General features: G+C 30.5%; 13 protein-coding genes and 1 pseudogene. 9 read left to right on the forward strand and 5 right to left on the reverse strand.

The annotated features are described in order from the left end of the window. The first annotated feature begins 1 nt into the window (after position 1). Together ACMFBB_RS14715 and ACMFBB_RS14720 are read left to right on the forward strand one after the other, a co-directional pair. Positions 2-1,168 carry an efflux RND transporter periplasmic adaptor subunit gene (locus ACMFBB_RS14715; protein ID WP_435261508.1) on the forward strand — a complete coding sequence of 389 codons (1,167 nt, stop codon included), beginning with the start codon at positions 2-4 and terminating at the stop codon, positions 1,166-1,168. A gap of 8 nt (positions 1,169-1,176) precedes the next feature. Continuing rightward, complete coding sequence (locus ACMFBB_RS14720) at positions 1,177-4,641, forward strand: efflux RND transporter permease subunit (RefSeq protein ID WP_435261509.1); 3,465 nt, start codon at positions 1,177-1,179, stop codon at positions 4,639-4,641. A 106-nt stretch (positions 4,642-4,747) separates the two neighbouring features. Here the strand turns inward: ACMFBB_RS14720 and ACMFBB_RS14725 are convergent, their stop codons facing one another. Beyond that, a complete protein-coding gene (locus ACMFBB_RS14725; protein WP_435261510.1) occupies positions 4,748-5,137 on the reverse strand; it encodes an outer membrane beta-barrel protein in 390 nt (129 codons plus the stop codon). Positions 5,138-5,150: 13 nt separating this feature from the next. Next, positions 5,151-5,501 (reverse strand): annotated as a pseudogene (locus tag ACMFBB_RS14730) (TonB-dependent receptor domain-containing protein); the annotation flags it as partial. Positions 5,502-5,563: 62 nt separating this feature from the next. Between ACMFBB_RS14730 and ACMFBB_RS14735 the strand changes: the two are divergent. The 4 genes from ACMFBB_RS14735 to ACMFBB_RS14750 all read left to right on the forward strand — a co-directional run bounded on the left by ACMFBB_RS14735 (position 5,564) and on the right by ACMFBB_RS14750 (position 7,187). Beyond that, complete coding sequence (locus tag ACMFBB_RS14735; protein WP_435261511.1) at positions 5,564-5,827, forward strand: LytR/AlgR family response regulator transcription factor; 264 nt, start codon at positions 5,564-5,566, stop codon at positions 5,825-5,827. Between the two features lie 261 nt (positions 5,828-6,088). Further along, positions 6,089-6,271, forward strand: coding sequence for a LytTR family transcriptional regulator DNA-binding domain-containing protein (locus ACMFBB_RS14740; protein WP_435264315.1), 183 nt, complete (start codon positions 6,089-6,091; stop codon positions 6,269-6,271). Positions 6,272-6,302: 31 nt separating this feature from the next. Then, entirely contained in the window at positions 6,303-6,704 is a 402-nt protein-coding gene (locus ACMFBB_RS14745; protein ID WP_435261512.1) for a GlcG/HbpS family heme-binding protein, read from the forward strand. A gap of 12 nt (positions 6,705-6,716) precedes the next feature. Continuing rightward, the gene (locus ACMFBB_RS14750; RefSeq protein WP_435261513.1) at positions 6,717-7,187 is read left to right on the forward strand and encodes a regulatory protein RecX; all 471 of its coding nucleotides are present in this window, start codon (positions 6,717-6,719) and stop codon (positions 7,185-7,187) included. Here the strand turns inward: ACMFBB_RS14750 and ACMFBB_RS14755 are convergent. The 3 genes from ACMFBB_RS14755 to ACMFBB_RS14765 form a co-directional block, all read right to left on the reverse strand. After that, positions 7,180-7,701 (reverse strand): nuclear transport factor 2 family protein, encoded by a 522-nt coding sequence (locus ACMFBB_RS14755; RefSeq protein ID WP_435261514.1) that lies wholly within the window; start codon positions 7,699-7,701, stop codon positions 7,180-7,182. The two genes, ACMFBB_RS14750 and ACMFBB_RS14755, sit on opposite strands and share 8 nt — an antisense overlap. Positions 7,702-7,835: 134 nt before the next feature. After that, positions 7,836-11,279 carry a T9SS type A sorting domain-containing protein gene (locus ACMFBB_RS14760; protein ID WP_435261515.1) on the reverse strand — a complete coding sequence of 1,148 codons (3,444 nt, stop codon included), beginning with the start codon at positions 11,277-11,279 and terminating at the stop codon, positions 7,836-7,838. Positions 11,280-11,381: 102 nt separating this feature from the next. Further along, the gene (locus tag ACMFBB_RS14765; protein ID WP_435261516.1) at positions 11,382-11,927 is read right to left on the reverse strand and encodes a hypothetical protein; all 546 of its coding nucleotides are present in this window, start codon (positions 11,925-11,927) and stop codon (positions 11,382-11,384) included. A gap of 144 nt (positions 11,928-12,071) precedes the next feature. Between ACMFBB_RS14765 and ACMFBB_RS14770 the strand changes: the two genes are divergently transcribed. From ACMFBB_RS14770 to ACMFBB_RS14780, 3 genes are all read left to right on the forward strand, one after another. Next, positions 12,072-13,031 (forward strand): NAD-dependent epimerase/dehydratase family protein, encoded by a 960-nt coding sequence (locus tag ACMFBB_RS14770; protein WP_435261517.1) that lies wholly within the window; start codon positions 12,072-12,074, stop codon positions 13,029-13,031. Between the two features lie 78 nt (positions 13,032-13,109). Continuing rightward, a complete protein-coding gene (locus ACMFBB_RS14775) occupies positions 13,110-13,580 on the forward strand; it encodes a thioredoxin family protein (RefSeq protein WP_435261518.1) in 471 nt (156 codons plus the stop codon). 210 nt (positions 13,581-13,790) lie between these two features. After that, positions 13,791-14,270 carry an ABC transporter ATPase gene (locus ACMFBB_RS14780; RefSeq protein WP_435261519.1) on the forward strand — a complete coding sequence of 160 codons (480 nt, stop codon included), beginning with the start codon at positions 13,791-13,793 and terminating at the stop codon, positions 14,268-14,270. Positions 14,271-14,354: the final 84 nt, after the last annotated feature.

Genomic DNA, 14,354 nt, shown 5'->3' on the forward strand with positions numbered 1-14,354 from the left:
AATGAGAAGGATTGGAATTATAATAACTATAGCAACACTTTTTGCTGCATGTGGTAGCAAAGAGAAATCAGTTGAGTCGGTAATAAACTCAAAAGATTTAAAAACAATTCGTACTAAAAAAGAGGAGTTAGATAAGAAACAACAAGAATTAGCTACACAAATTAAATTATTAAATAATGAAATAGCTAAGTTAGATACAAATAAAAAAGTACCACTAATTACTGTCATTAGTGCTCATGAAGAAGTTTTTGTTCATTATCTAGATTTACAAGGAAATGTACAAACCAAAAAAAATGTACTAGTATACCCTGAAATGCCCGGTAAATTGGTAAAGGTATATGTGAAAGAAGGGCAACGAGTAGTAAAAGGTCAAGCATTGGCTAAAATTGATGACGGTGGATTGTATCAACAAGTTGCGCAAGTAGAGGTTCAAGCAGCGTTGGCAAAAACTACGTTTGAAAGACAAAAAAGATTATGGGATCAAAAAATTGGTTCTGAAATTCAATTTTTACAAGCAAAAACAAATTATGAAGCAGCTACTAGATCAGTAAATCAATTAAAACAACAGTTAGGAAAAAGTGTAATAAAAGCACCTTTTACAGGAATTGTTGATGATGTAATAAAAGAAGAAGGTACTGTGGTAGCACCTGGAATGGGAGCTGAAGTATTTAGAGTTGTAAACTTAGGAAACATGTATATTGAAACTGATGTTCCAGAAAGTTATATTACATCAGTAAAAAAAGGAAAAGAAGTACAAGTAGAGTTTCCTGTTTTAGGAAAAACAGTAACATCTTTTGTACGCCAAGCTGGAAACTTTATAAACCCTGCTAATAGAACATTTAAAGTAGAGGTTGGAGTGTCAAATAAAGATAGAAGCATTAAACCAAATTTAACAGCTAAATTGAGAATTAATGATTACACGAGTGAAAAAGCTATTTTAATACCTCAAAGTATTATCTCTGAAAATGCAAAAGGAGAGCAGTATGTATATATTGTTGAAAATGTTAAGGATAAAATAGGGATAGCGAAACAAGTAATCATTAAAACAGGTAAAACTCAAGGAGATGTTATTGAAGTTTTATCTGGTCTTACCAATGGAGTTAAAATCATAAAAGAAGGTGCGCGAAGTGTTAAAGACAATCAAGAGGTTAAACTATTAAACCAATAATTATTAGGATGACTGAGAAACAAAAAAAACAAGTCGATAAAGAATTTGGTCTATCCTCTTGGGCTATTGGTAATAAAACTACCATTTATGTGTTAATGACGTTGATTCTTATTTTAGGAATTTCAGCATTTGTTAACATGCCAAGAGAGAACTTCCCTGAAATTAGAGAGACAAAAATTTATATTAGTTCTATATACCCTGGTAATACAGCAGAGGATATAGAGAAGTTAATAACTGATCCGTTAGAAGAGAAATTAAAAACGGTTAGTAATGTTGTAAAAGTAACATCTACTTCACAAGAAGATGTATCTATGGTTATTGTTGAGTTTGATGAAAAAATTTCAGTAGATCAAGCAAAACAAAAAGTAAAAGACGAGATAGATCAAAAAACATCGGGTGAAGATTGGCCAACATTTAATGGGGCTAAAGTAGAGCCTAATGTTTTTGAATTAAGTATTTCTGAAGAAATGCCTATTCTAAATATTAATATTTCTGGAGATTATCCTGTAGATAAATTAAAAGAATTTGGAGAGTATTTAGAAGAGGAAATAGAGAGTTTGTCTGAAATTAAAAAAGTAGATATCCGTGGAGCTGAGGAAAAAGAAATTGAAATAGCGGTAGATATATATAAAATGATGGCGGCTAAGGTTAGTTTTCAAGATATCATTAATTCAGTTAATGGTGGAAATTTAACAATGTCTGCGGGAAATATAATTGCAAGTGGACAAAGACGTACAATTCGTATTTTAGGAGAAATTGAAAAACCACAAGAATTGCAAAACTTTGTTGTAAAGTCTGAAAAAGGAAATTCAATTTATTTAAAAGATCTTGCTGTTGTAACATTTAAAGATAAGGATAAGACTACGTATGCACGTGAGTTTGGAGAAGCTGTGGTAATGTTGGATGTTAAAAAACGTTCAGGTAAAAACATGGTGGAGGCAGCTGAAAAAATTAGAAAAATTGTTGCTGATGCAAAAGTTAATGAATTTCCTAGTAATTTAAAAGTAACCATAGCTAATGATCAATCTTCTAAAACAATTGGTCAAGTAGATGACTTAGTGAATAATATTATTTTCGGAGTTATTTTAGTGGTCTTAGTGTTAATGTTTTTCCTTGGATTTAAAAATGCACTATTTGTAGGTTTTGCAATTCCGATGTCAATGTTTATGTCATTAATGATATTAAATTGGTTAGGATATACAATGAATACCATGATTCTGTTTGGTTTAATTATGGGATTAGGAATGTTGGTAGATAATGGAATTGTTGTTGTTGAAAACGTATATCGTTTGATGGACGAGGGGATGACAAGAATTGAAGCTGCTAAAAAAGGAATTGGAGAAATTGCTTTTCCTATTATTATCTCAACTTTAACAACTGTTGCCGCTTTTGTTCCTTTAGGAATGTGGCCTGGAACTATGGGGCAGTTTATGATTTATTTTCCTATAACATTATCTGTTGTATTGGGGTCATCATTATTTGTGGCTATATTTTTTAACTCAGTAATGGTTTCTCAACTTATGAGTGTTGAAGACAAAAATATGCCTTTAAAACGTATTATAACAATGTCTTCAATTATTGGAGGTATTGGTTTGTTAATTATGATTTTTGGAGGGTCAAATAGAGCTTTAGGAACAATTATGTTATTTACAGCTATTATGTTGTGGGTGTACCGAATAGCTTTAAGACCATGGGCAAATGCTTTTCAGAACAAAATATTACCTAGATGGGAACGTTTTTATGAAAAATCATTAACGGCGGTTTTAAAAGGTTACAGACCAATAGTTTTAACTGTTTTAACGGTGGTTATGTTGGTTGTCGCTTTTGGTGGCTTTGGTGCTTCGGTGGCTAGTCAAAGAACAAAAGTTGAGTTTTTCCCAGACAATACTCCAAACCAGATTATAGTATATATAGAATATCCGCAAGGAACGGATATTGAAAAAACGAACACTATAATGAAAGATTTAGAAGAACGAGTATATAAAATACTAAATTCATCTGAATATGTTGATGGTGATCATAATTTTTTAGTCGAAAGTGCTGTTTCACAAGTTGGAGCTGGTTCTGGTAATCCACAAACAGATGGAGGGTCTACAGCTGAAATGCCTCATAGAGGTAAGATTACAGCATCTATGAGAGAGTATAAATACAGAAGAGGTGCCGACAGTAAAGAGTTACAGAAAAAAATTACTGAAGCTTTAAAAGGTATTTACCCTGGACTGTCTATTTCTGTAGAAAAAGATCCTGTAGGGCCACCAGCAGGTTATCCTATAAATATAGAGTTAGAAGGGAAAGATTATGGTGAATTGATTAATACTGCTGAAAAAATGCGTGATTTTATCAATTCAAAAAGTATCCCAGGAATTGATGAGCTAAAGATTGATGTAAATAAGTCTAAACCAGCAATGTTAGTGAATGTTGATCGTAAAAAGGCTGGAGAGCTTGGAGTTAGTTCTGCTCAAGTTGGACAGCAATTACGTAATTCAATATTTGGAGCTAAAGCAGGAGTTTATAAGGAAGATGGTGAAGATTATGATATTTATGTTCGTTTTAATAAGGATAATAGATATAACAAGAGTGCCATTTTTAATCAGAAAATAACATTTAGAGACCCTTCAAATGGTCAAGTAAAAACAATACCAGTTTCTGCAGTAGCTAAACAAACTAATACTTCAGGATATAGTGCAATTAAGCATAAAGAAGCTAAAAGGATTGTAACTGTTTATTCAGCTCTAGCGCCTGGTTATACAGATGCAGCTTCAATTGTAGAAAAGATTAAAAGCGAAATGATAACGTTTACTGAAAAACCTGCAAAAGTTAAGATTGACTACACGGGGCAAATCGAAGAGCAAGAGAAGCAAATGTTATTTTTAATGGGAGCTTTTTTTACTGGTTTAGGATTGATTTTCTTTATTTTAATTTTTCAATTTAATTCAGTTTCAAAGCCTGCTATTATCATGTTGGCAATTTTTTTAAGCTTGATAGGTGTTTTTGGAGGGTTAATAATAACAGCCAAGCCATTTGTTATTATGATGACAATGATGGGGATTATTTCATTGGCAGGGATTGTTGTAAATAATGGGGTAGTATTACTTGATTATACTCAATTATTGATTGATCGAAAAAAAGTGGAGCAAAATATAGCTGAAAATGATTATGTAGATGTTGATACGTTAAAGGCAGCAATTATTAGAGGTGGTAAAGCACGTTTACGACCAGTATTATTAACTGCTATTACTACTATATTAGGTTTAATACCACTTGCTACAGGTTTTAATATAAACTTTTTTACTTTGGTGAGTGAGTTTAATCCTAATATTTATATTGGAGGTGATAATGTGATTTTTTGGGGTCCACTAGCATGGACTGTAATTTACGGGTTATTTATAGCAACTTTTTTAACTTTAATTGTAGTTCCAATATTATTTTATTTAATAACGAAGTTTAAAATGTGGTTACGTAGCATTTTATAATTAGTTTATTTGTTAACTAAAAAAGGTTGAAAGTTTTAAAGCTTTCAACCTTTTCTAGTATAATGTGCAATGATTTAAAGCTGAATTATTACTTTCTTATAAAGTTTTAATTTGGCAAACAATCCCTATCTTTTTTTAATCTATTAAAACGATAAGTAAAGGTTATTGAAGTAAATCGACCAATTGGACGATTGTATGTATTTGTTGTGTAGTTTTCTCCTGTTATTAGTTGTTTGCTAACTCTTGAGCCTAAAATATTATTCATATTTAGAGTAACAGTAGCTTTGTCATCTAAAAAATCTTTACTAATACCTATGTTAGCTCTATACTGAGCTTCAGTGAATATTTTTCTACTAACTCTTTCTTCTCTATAGTTAAAGTTTGATTGAATGGTAAATTTTGAAAATCTCATTCTTGAATTTAAACGAGTAGACCACGTGTTGTCGTTTTCTGTGTAAAATCCCTCTTTAATCAAAAGAATAGTAATTGAATTCACTAGATAAACGCCACTATTTGTGGGGTGAATCTCGCAAAGCTAATTCAGCTCCAAGTCTATTTTCAGTTCCTGAATTTATAGGTTTTGAAATTAAAGCTCCTGTTGTATTTGGAATTACTAAAGTTTCAAAAACATTTGTTGTACGTTGGTAATAGATTGAGGGATTTAAAGTGAATTTATTCCAACGTTTTAATACTCCTAACTCAAAAGAGTTTGTGTACATAGGATTTAAATAGGGGTTACCAATTCGAATATTTCGTCTATCAGAAATGCCTCCGAATGAATTTAAGTGCCAGAAACTAGGAGGTCTTATTCTTCTACTATAACTTAGTTGCATGTTTGTTTTCTCATTAAAGTTATAGTTTGTAAATAGATTTTTCTACAGGTAATTTTACGGTAATATTAAACATTAATAAAAGCTAGTTTATGAAAGTAAAATGTTTGTTGGTTGATGATGAGTCACAGGCTATTAAGTTAATAGAAAATCATATTTCAAAAATTGATTCTTTAGAGGTTATAGCCACTTACAATAATGCAATAAAAGCATTTGAAGTTTTGAGTAGCCAGGAAATAAATTTATTATTTTTGGATATAAAAATGCCTAATATTACTGGAATTGATTTTTTGAAAACTATAAAAAAACCTCCAAAAACAATTTTCACAACAGCATATAGAGATTATGCTATTTAGAGTTACGATTTATAGGTGGTAGATTATTTATTATAACCCCATAACATTTGAGTGTTTTTTCAAATTTATTGATAAATTTCTTAGAACGAATTCTTTAATTGTATCTGAAAAAAAGAAGTTTTACAAGATGAATTTATACTTGTTAAATCAGGAAATAAGCATCATAAAATTAAAGTTAATCAAATTCTATTCATAGAAAGTTTGAAAGATTATATTAAAATTCACACAGTTAATGATAAATGAATTGTTTCTAAATACAAAATAGGTGAAATAGAAGAAGAATTAGCGCATAAACACTTTTTACGTGTACACCGTTCCTATGTCATAAATACAAATAAAATTTCAGCCTTTACAATTAATGATATAGAAGTTAATTCAGTTGAAATTCCTATAGGAGCTAGTTATAAAGATAAGGTTATTACTTTTTTAAAGAATATAGTTTAATACATTTGTAGTTGAAAAATTAATATCCATTATGAATATCACATTACTTGAAGCTGAAAATTTAATTAGCAGGGCTAAATTTAAAGCAAATCAATTAAATGTATATATGAATATAGCAGTTGTTGATGCAGGAGCAAATTTATTAGCTTTTGCTAGAATGGATGGAGCTGTTCTTGGAGCTATAGATATTGCTATTAAAAAGGCTAAAACAGCTCGTTTATTTAATAAAGAAACAGGAATTTTAGGTGAGTTGTCACAACCTAATGGGCCTTTATTTAATATAGAACATTCAAATGGTGGATTAATTACATTTCCAGGAGGGATTCCAATAAAAAATGTAGATGGTAATATTATAGGAGCTATTGGGATTAGTGGAAGTTCTATAGAAAATGATTTTCTTGTAGCAGAATATGCTGTTGCATTGTTACAGTAAGCTTATAGTACTATGAATAAAAAAGTATTCACCGTTGATGAAATTAAGAGAAAAATTGAGTCTTATTGTGTGTATCAAGATCGATGTCATAAAGATGTAGAAAAAAAACTTGCTGAATATAATTTAATTCCAGAAGCAAGAGAATATATTCTATTGCATTTATTGAAGCATAATTTTTTAAATGAAGAACGGTTTTCAAAAAGTTTTGCTAGAGGGAAATTTAGAATAAAAAAATGGGGTAAACAACGAATAATTCGTGAGCTAAAACAAAGAGAAATATCGTCTTATAATATAAAAACTGCGTTAAAAGAAATTGATAAAGAGGAATATATTGCTACTTTGTATGGTTTAATAGAAAAGAAAAATAATTTTTTAACTGAAACGAATTTATTTAAGAAAAAAAAGAAAATTATAGATCACTTATTATACAAAGGTTTTGAAACTAATTTAATTTTTGAAGCAGTAAATGAGGTTGTTATTTGAATTTAGATAAGAATAACGAGTCTTGTGTTTTTTTGATATCAATTACTTTTCTAATGTCGTCATTAGGGATTTCAACAGATAAAACATAGTGTTTAATTTTCCACTCGCTTTTTTTGTTTTTTTCTAGTACTCCTGAACCTCTGCAGGTTCCCATCCAGGTATTTAGTAATTCATCAAACCAAATAACTTCTTTATTATTACTAGCGTAAACATTTCTTTCAAGAGGGTTAAAATCCCAAGCTTTACCTTTGTCAAAATAAGGTTTACAAAAAGCACTGAATTCTTTTTTACTCCAATTTTCAGAAGCATCTGTACCAATATAAAAAGAAGTATTTGAAAGGCTATTAAAATAATTATCATAATTAGCTTCAGCAGCAGCTTTGTGCCAGTTGTTTAATAATAGATTAATTTCTGCCTTTATATCCTTAAAACTATTTTTTGGAGTTTCTTTTTTTTCATTACAGGCCGTAAAAATAAATAAGCTAAAAGAAAATAATAATAGAAACTTTTTCATCTTGATTTTAGAGTTTGTTCTGATGTATTCAAAACTACTAAAAAATAATTGATTTTGTAGTTGCTTATTTTTATTTGGTAAAAACACAAAACCGAAGCATATAGCTTCGGTTTTGAATCAAAAAAAATATTCTATTATTTTAAAATAAGCTTTTTTGTAGCTGATTTACCATTCATTTGCATTTTTAGTAAATATATACCACTTGAATAGTTGCTCATGTCTAAACTATGTGTACTATTCTTTATATTCTTTTTAGAGAATACTTGTTTACCAGTAATATCAAAAACAACAACATTCATGTTTTCTCCTTCTGATTTCCATTTTAAATTAAATATGCTTTCAGATGGATTTGGTGAAATTGAAATGTTATTTAATAAAGTAGCATCACCACTAGATAATGTACCTTCAATTACTAAATCATCAATAACAGCACCTTCGGCATTGGTGTTATCATCAGCTTTAAAAACAAAACGCATAATAAAGCTGCTTTCTGATGAAAAACTTGATAAATCATAACTGTACTGATGAATAGTTGCATTAGTTCCTCCTAGGGTGTTGTTTTCAGTACCAGCACCTGTCCATTGTTTTCCAGGTAAATTTGATCTGTTTGAAGAGTCAGTTGTAGCTGAACTATTGTACCAATTAGGGTCAGTAGCTTCTCCTAGTATTGTCCAGTTTCTACCATTATCAGTAGTGTATTCAACATTCATGTAATCCCAGTCTTTTTCAATGTCAAAAGCCATTTTAAACTTTAAGTTAGGATTTGTAATTTGTGTAATGTCGTAACAACCAGTGTAAAGATATCCAGTTGTTTTATCAGGGTGATTTCCTGTTGCTTTTGTAAAATAAGCTTTAGATCCTGAAGGTACTTTTAATAGTGTTTTACCAGTACTGCCTATTTCCCACATTGTATTAGAGGTAGTTTCTACTAATAATTCATCGTTACTATTTTCAAAAGAGTTTAAAGTAGTAGGAGTACTATTAAAATTATTTAATAAAAACGTAGTGTTTTGTTTGTTGTTACTAGCATAAGCATCATTGGTAATAATTGTTTCAACAGCTAAAGAGTGGTTACCGCTTGTTACATTAAAAGTAGGAATTGTAATTTTCTTAGTTGCTTCAGAAACAATACTACCAGTCCAGTTATAGGTGCTTTCCGTTCCTCCATCAATACTGTATTTAATAGTAACAGCTGTTATTTCATTTTTTCCCTGGTTTTTGACTGTAAGTTCAGGTGCTAAACCAGCTTCACAATTAAGTTGGCTAGATATTGGTTTGTCTATCGAAAGTAATCGTATATCATTACTGGGTAATTGTCTAGGAATTGGTGAAGAGAATAATCCTCTACCATAAGTAGCTGCGTATAGTATAGCCTCTTCCTCATTTATTTCAAGGTCAGTAATTTGTGTGTTTGGTAATTTATTATCAAATGTTTTCCATTCAGTAAGGTCGTCATTAATGTAATACACACCTAAATTCGTGCCTAAATAAATGGTGTTGTTTCCACTTCTTGCATGATGTTTAATAATATTCTTACCTTCTGAGGGTAAGTTGCCTGTTATATCTGTGAATGTTGGAATATTGTTTGTTGCATTCGTTGATTTATATATTTTTTGACTGGTTACAATCCAAGCAACATTAGAATCAGTATTGCTTACTTCTATAGAATTTACAGCATTACTATATGCAGTGATTAAAGAAAAAGTAACACCGGCATCAGTACTCTTATATATTCTAGAAACACTGTTGCTTGTCCAAAAAGTATAAATTGTATCATCATTATTTGGGTCAATTTCTATTCCAGTTAAATCTCCGCCGAATGAATGGTCTGAGACTTTTATCCAGTTGTTGTTCACTAATTTATAAAGTTGGCTATAACCAGCATAGATAGTTCCTTTACTGTCAACAGCTAATGGAGTGATCCATCTTCCTCCATTGTCACCAGTGGCTTGATTTACTTCAGCAGTTGGTGCACTTATGCGTGAAGATCTATTAAGACCTCCATTGTTAGATACGTTTAGTGGATTGCCATATTGATTAAAACCATAAAACTTTTTATAATTTACAGGAGAAACTAAACCATCCATTCCATCGCCTTCATGATAATTATACCATTGTCCGTCAGTTAATCCATAACCACCATTATCTTGTGTTCCACCAACAACAATATCTTTTTTTAATTGAGATACTGATATTCTATAAAACTGACTTATGGCTAAATTTTTTGTTAAATCGACATAGTTAACACCGTTGTCATTTGAGACATAAATACCACCATCTGTACCAGTGAAAAGTTTGTCACCAATATACCTCATAAAATGAATGTCAGCGTGCGTGTAATTTACAGCATCAAAATCATCCCAACTATTGGATTTAAAAAAATTATCTCCTCCATCTAATGACTGCCAGATATCAAGCACACCTATGTGAATTCTATTAGCATCAGTATTTGATACTGCAATTGCAAAATCATAACTAGCTTGGCGACTTTTAAAAATATCATCAGTTTCAGCAGTTCTAGTGAAAGTTTCTCCACTATCAGTAGATTTGTATACACCGTTAAAATTATAATCTGCACTTGCTATGTATATATATTGTGAATTGGCTGGAGTTACATCCATAACTAACCTTCTTGAGTTTGTTAATCCAGTAATTGTTTTTTCAGTAAAAGTTTCGCCGCTATCAGTTGATTTATAAAACTTAGCACCAGTGATAGCATACCAAGTTGAAGGGTCTCCTGGCTTCATTTTAATATCTATGATGTTATCATTAAGTTTTGTAACCCAAGTAGTACCACCATCAGTGGTCTTTTGAACCCCGGTGCTTGTAGCAACTAAAATAGTTTCAGGAGTATTTGGCATGATATAAATTTCATTCATAGAAGTTGGGTTTCCTGGAATAGTTCCAGTGTTGTTCCATGTTGTTCCTCCATCTGTAGATTTCCATACACCAACAGCATATGAATCATTAGCATCATCATCACCAGTAGCAATATAAATAGTATTTGAGTCGGTAGGGTGAATGGCAATACCTGAAACACCAATTTGAGGTAAATAGTCGGTTAAAGGAATCCAATTAACTCCAGCATCAGTAGATTTCCAAATTCCTCCAGCAGGAGAACCTACGTAATAGGTGTTTGAATTACTTGGGTCTACAGCAATAGCATTTATACGACCTTGCCCTGTTTGTTGGAGTCTACTTGCAAAACCTGAGGTGTGAGAACTAGAGTATGGCCCCATAGCTTTCCAATCTCCATTATTTGTTTTGCTTTGTTTACTTAATTGTTTTTTTTGTTCCCAAGCACTCCATAAATCTTTTGCTGGAGCTATAGTTCCGTCAGGTTTTAAGTAATGAGACCAGTGCTCTTCCCATCGCTTAAAAGGCTTCAGTCCACTACCTTTTTTATTACGGTCAATAGTTTTAAAATAAGCTTCTGCAGCTTTAGAAATATCTTCTAAGGTAGTTTTTTTCTTCTGCTTTAAATCATTTGATACAAACCAAGGAGCATTTTGTTGGATTTGTCCATAAAAATGAAAGGTTAAAGCGAAAAACAATAAAAGGGTAATTGTTTTTTTCATTCTAAAAATTGTAAAAGAGTTATATTTTTTATTTCATTTTAACTAAGTTTAACACTTAGTTGTTACAATATTAACACTTTTAAAGCTATAAACCCTACTGATTTAGCGTATTTTTTGGAATGCTTCATTAATTTTAACAGAATCGTTGAACTTGTCTTTTTTATAAATAGCCATTATTTTCAAGTTAAGGCTGCTAAACGAGGAACAAACATTTTCAATTTGTTTATTCACTTGTTTTGGAGAAATTGCAGGAATGTACGTCATGTCAGCCAATCTTAAGACTTCATTTTCAAAAACATTAATACGTGCATTGAAAGCTGATGTTTTAAGTGTTTTTATGGTATTGCTATCTTTTGCTTTTCTAGTTAAACTTTTTAATTCCAAAGCATTGTTCAAAGCTTCTCTAGGTGTGGTTTTTTTGTATTGATTAATAAATTCAGCTAAGTCAGAATATTCTTTCCACTTTTTTAACTTGATTAGAAAAACACTATCAAGGTTATTGTAGTTATAGCAATTTGTAATATTCATTCCACTTTTTTGTAAAGTAGTTTTTTTAGTCTTTTTTTTAGTTTGAGAACAACTTAAAGCTAAAACTAATACAAGTAGTTTTAACAAATTAAGAGTAGAAAGTTTCTTTAAATGTATCATGATGTAAAATTACAGTTTTATTAGTTAAAGTCAAATTGATGCTTGTTAATTAAAAAATTAGTAATTCTTAAAAAACAATATTTTTATTTTATGAAATCTGAAATTTATTACTTTTGTATGTTTGTATTTTTGAATTATTAATAAATGGAAGATAGAATATTAATTATAGGCGCTTGTGGTCAAATTGGTACTGAATTAACCGAAAGGTTAAGAGAGGTTTATGGAGGTAAAAATATAATAGCTTCTGATATCAGAGAAGGCAATGAAGAAATGATGACTGCTGGCCCTTTTGAAATAGTTGACGCAACTAATAAAGAGCGAATTTTAGAAGTAATTAAAAAGTACAATGTAAATCAAGTATACTTAATGGCGGCAATGTTATCTGCAACTGCTGAAAAGCACCCATTAAAAGGATGGGATTTAAATATGATTTCATTGTTAGCAGTCTTAGAGCTAGCTAAAGATAAGCATATAGCGAAAGTATATTGGCCTAGTTCAATGGCTGTGTTTGGTAGTACTTCTCCTAAAATCAATACTCCTCAACAAACTGTAATGGAGCCATCAACTGTTTATGGGATTAGTAAGGTAGCTGGAGAGCATTGGTGTAATTATTACCATAATAAATATGGAGTTGATGTACGAAGTATCAGGTATCCAGGAATTATAAGTTGGAAAACGTTACCTGGGGGAGGTACAACAGATTATGCTGTTGATATTTATTTTGAAGCATTAAAGAATAAAAATTTTGAATGTTTTTTGAGTAAAGACACTAGGTTGCCAATGATGTATATGAAAGATGCTATTGATGCTACGATACAAATTATGCAAGCTCAGCCAGATGATATTAAAATAAGAACATCCTATAATTTGGGAGCGATTAGTTTTACACCTAAAGAAATTGCTAATGAGATAAAAAAGCACATTCCAGATTTTTCTATTTCATATAACCCTGATTTCCGTCAAGATATAGCCGATACTTGGCCTCAGATAATAGATGACTCTCAGGCTAGAAAAGATTGGGGTTGGAAGCATGAGTTTGACTTGTCTTCGATGACTAATGATATTTTTTCAAATTTGAAAAAAAGTAAAGAATACTCATTGTAAGTTTTCTAAATAAACACGTCTAAAATTGGGTATAGACAACCAAATGGTTTGCGTTGTGTTTAGTTAAAAATATTTAAGATGAAAGAAATTATTGAAAAGAGCTTAAGTAAAGCAATGTCTTACGATGATTATAGAGGCTTGGTTGATAAATTGATAAAAGAAGGTAAATCAACTGGTGAAAATCAATCGGAAGATCTTTTAAATTACAGTGTTTTAAATGACAAAAGAATGAAACGTTTAGATAAAACGTTACATCTTTCTTCTGATTCTATTGAGAATGTCAAAAAAGTCACAGAAAAACAAACATGGTTGGTTTTGACTGAAGGATGGTGTGGTGATGCAGCTCATAATTTACCGATGATAAATAAAATAGCAAAAGAAAACTCGAATATAGATTTACAGTTAGTTCTTAGAGATGAAAATTTAGAATTGATGGATAGTTTTCTTACAAATGGTGGGCGTTCAATTCCGAAACTAATAGTTTTAGATGATGAAAAAAATGTAATTGGTACATGGGGACCCGTCCTAGTGAAGCTTCTGCAATGGTGAAAACTTATAAAGAAAAAAATGGAAAATTAGATGCAGAATTCAAAAAAGATTTGCAAATTTGGTACAACAAAAATAAAGGTAGAAATACCGAGAATGAATTGGTGTCATTATTGAGCTAATCAGATTAGAATTAAAAGTTTTAAATCCGTTCAACCATTATGGTTAAACGGATTTTTGTTTTGGTATCTTTGCAGCTTAAAAGAAAGTAATATGTTGATAGATTGTGGTTTATTGTCTAATGAGGCAAAGGTGTGGGTGTATCCATCAAGTAGAAAATTTTATCCTCAAGAGATTGAAGGAATTAAAGAAGAATTAGAAAATTTTACAGCTGGATGGAAGTTTGAAGATGAAAATTTTAAAGCATCATATAAATTAGTTTACAATAGATTTATTGTTTTTTATGCTACTGAAGATGTGGAGTTAAAAAATGAAGATATTGATAGTCAGGTAGCTTTTATTCTTGGTTTACAAGAAAAATATGGTGTTGAATTATTAGACAAAATGAATGTATGTTTTAAACAAGGAGAATTTGTTCAATATAAAGATTTGAAAGATTTTAAAAAGATGTTAAAGCAAAAGTCAGTGTCTCCAAAAACTATAGTTTTTGATAATTTGATTCAAACAAAAGGAGAATTAGAAAATCATTGGGAAGTACCAATCACAGAGAGTTGGTATAATAGATTTTTATAAATAATAAAAAAGTTAAAACCTATTCCAGTTAGAATGTTATTGGGGTTGCTATAAAAACGTAAAAAAAACGATTTTTATTTTTAT

Origin of the sequence: Tenacibaculum sp. nBUS_03 (genome assembly GCF_051201695.1) — a bacterium.
Classification (GTDB): domain Bacteria; phylum Bacteroidota; class Bacteroidia; order Flavobacteriales; family Flavobacteriaceae; genus Polaribacter.

Coding starts and splice junctions, on each gene's coding strand:
- ACMFBB_RS14715 (WP_435261508.1), top strand. CDS start 2: ATGAGAAGGATTGGAATTATAATAACTATAGCAACACTTTTTGCTGCA.
- ACMFBB_RS14720 (WP_435261509.1), top strand. CDS start 1,177: ATGACTGAGAAACAAAAAAAACAAGTCGATAAAGAATTTGGTCTATCC.
- ACMFBB_RS14735 (WP_435261511.1), top strand. CDS start 5,564: ATGAAAGTAAAATGTTTGTTGGTTGATGATGAGTCACAGGCTATTAAG.
- ACMFBB_RS14745 (WP_435261512.1), top strand. CDS start 6,303: ATGAATATCACATTACTTGAAGCTGAAAATTTAATTAGCAGGGCTAAA.
- ACMFBB_RS14750 (WP_435261513.1), top strand. CDS start 6,717: ATGAATAAAAAAGTATTCACCGTTGATGAAATTAAGAGAAAAATTGAG.
- ACMFBB_RS14755 (WP_435261514.1), bottom strand. CDS start 7,701: ATGAAAAAGTTTCTATTATTATTTTCTTTTAGCTTATTTATTTTTACG.
- ACMFBB_RS14760 (WP_435261515.1), bottom strand. CDS start 11,279: ATGAAAAAAACAATTACCCTTTTATTGTTTTTCGCTTTAACCTTTCAT.
- ACMFBB_RS14765 (WP_435261516.1), bottom strand. CDS start 11,927: ATGATACATTTAAAGAAACTTTCTACTCTTAATTTGTTAAAACTACTT.
- ACMFBB_RS14770 (WP_435261517.1), top strand. CDS start 12,072: ATGGAAGATAGAATATTAATTATAGGCGCTTGTGGTCAAATTGGTACT.
- ACMFBB_RS14775 (WP_435261518.1), top strand. CDS start 13,110: ATGAAAGAAATTATTGAAAAGAGCTTAAGTAAAGCAATGTCTTACGAT.
- ACMFBB_RS14780 (WP_435261519.1), top strand. CDS start 13,791: ATGTTGATAGATTGTGGTTTATTGTCTAATGAGGCAAAGGTGTGGGTG.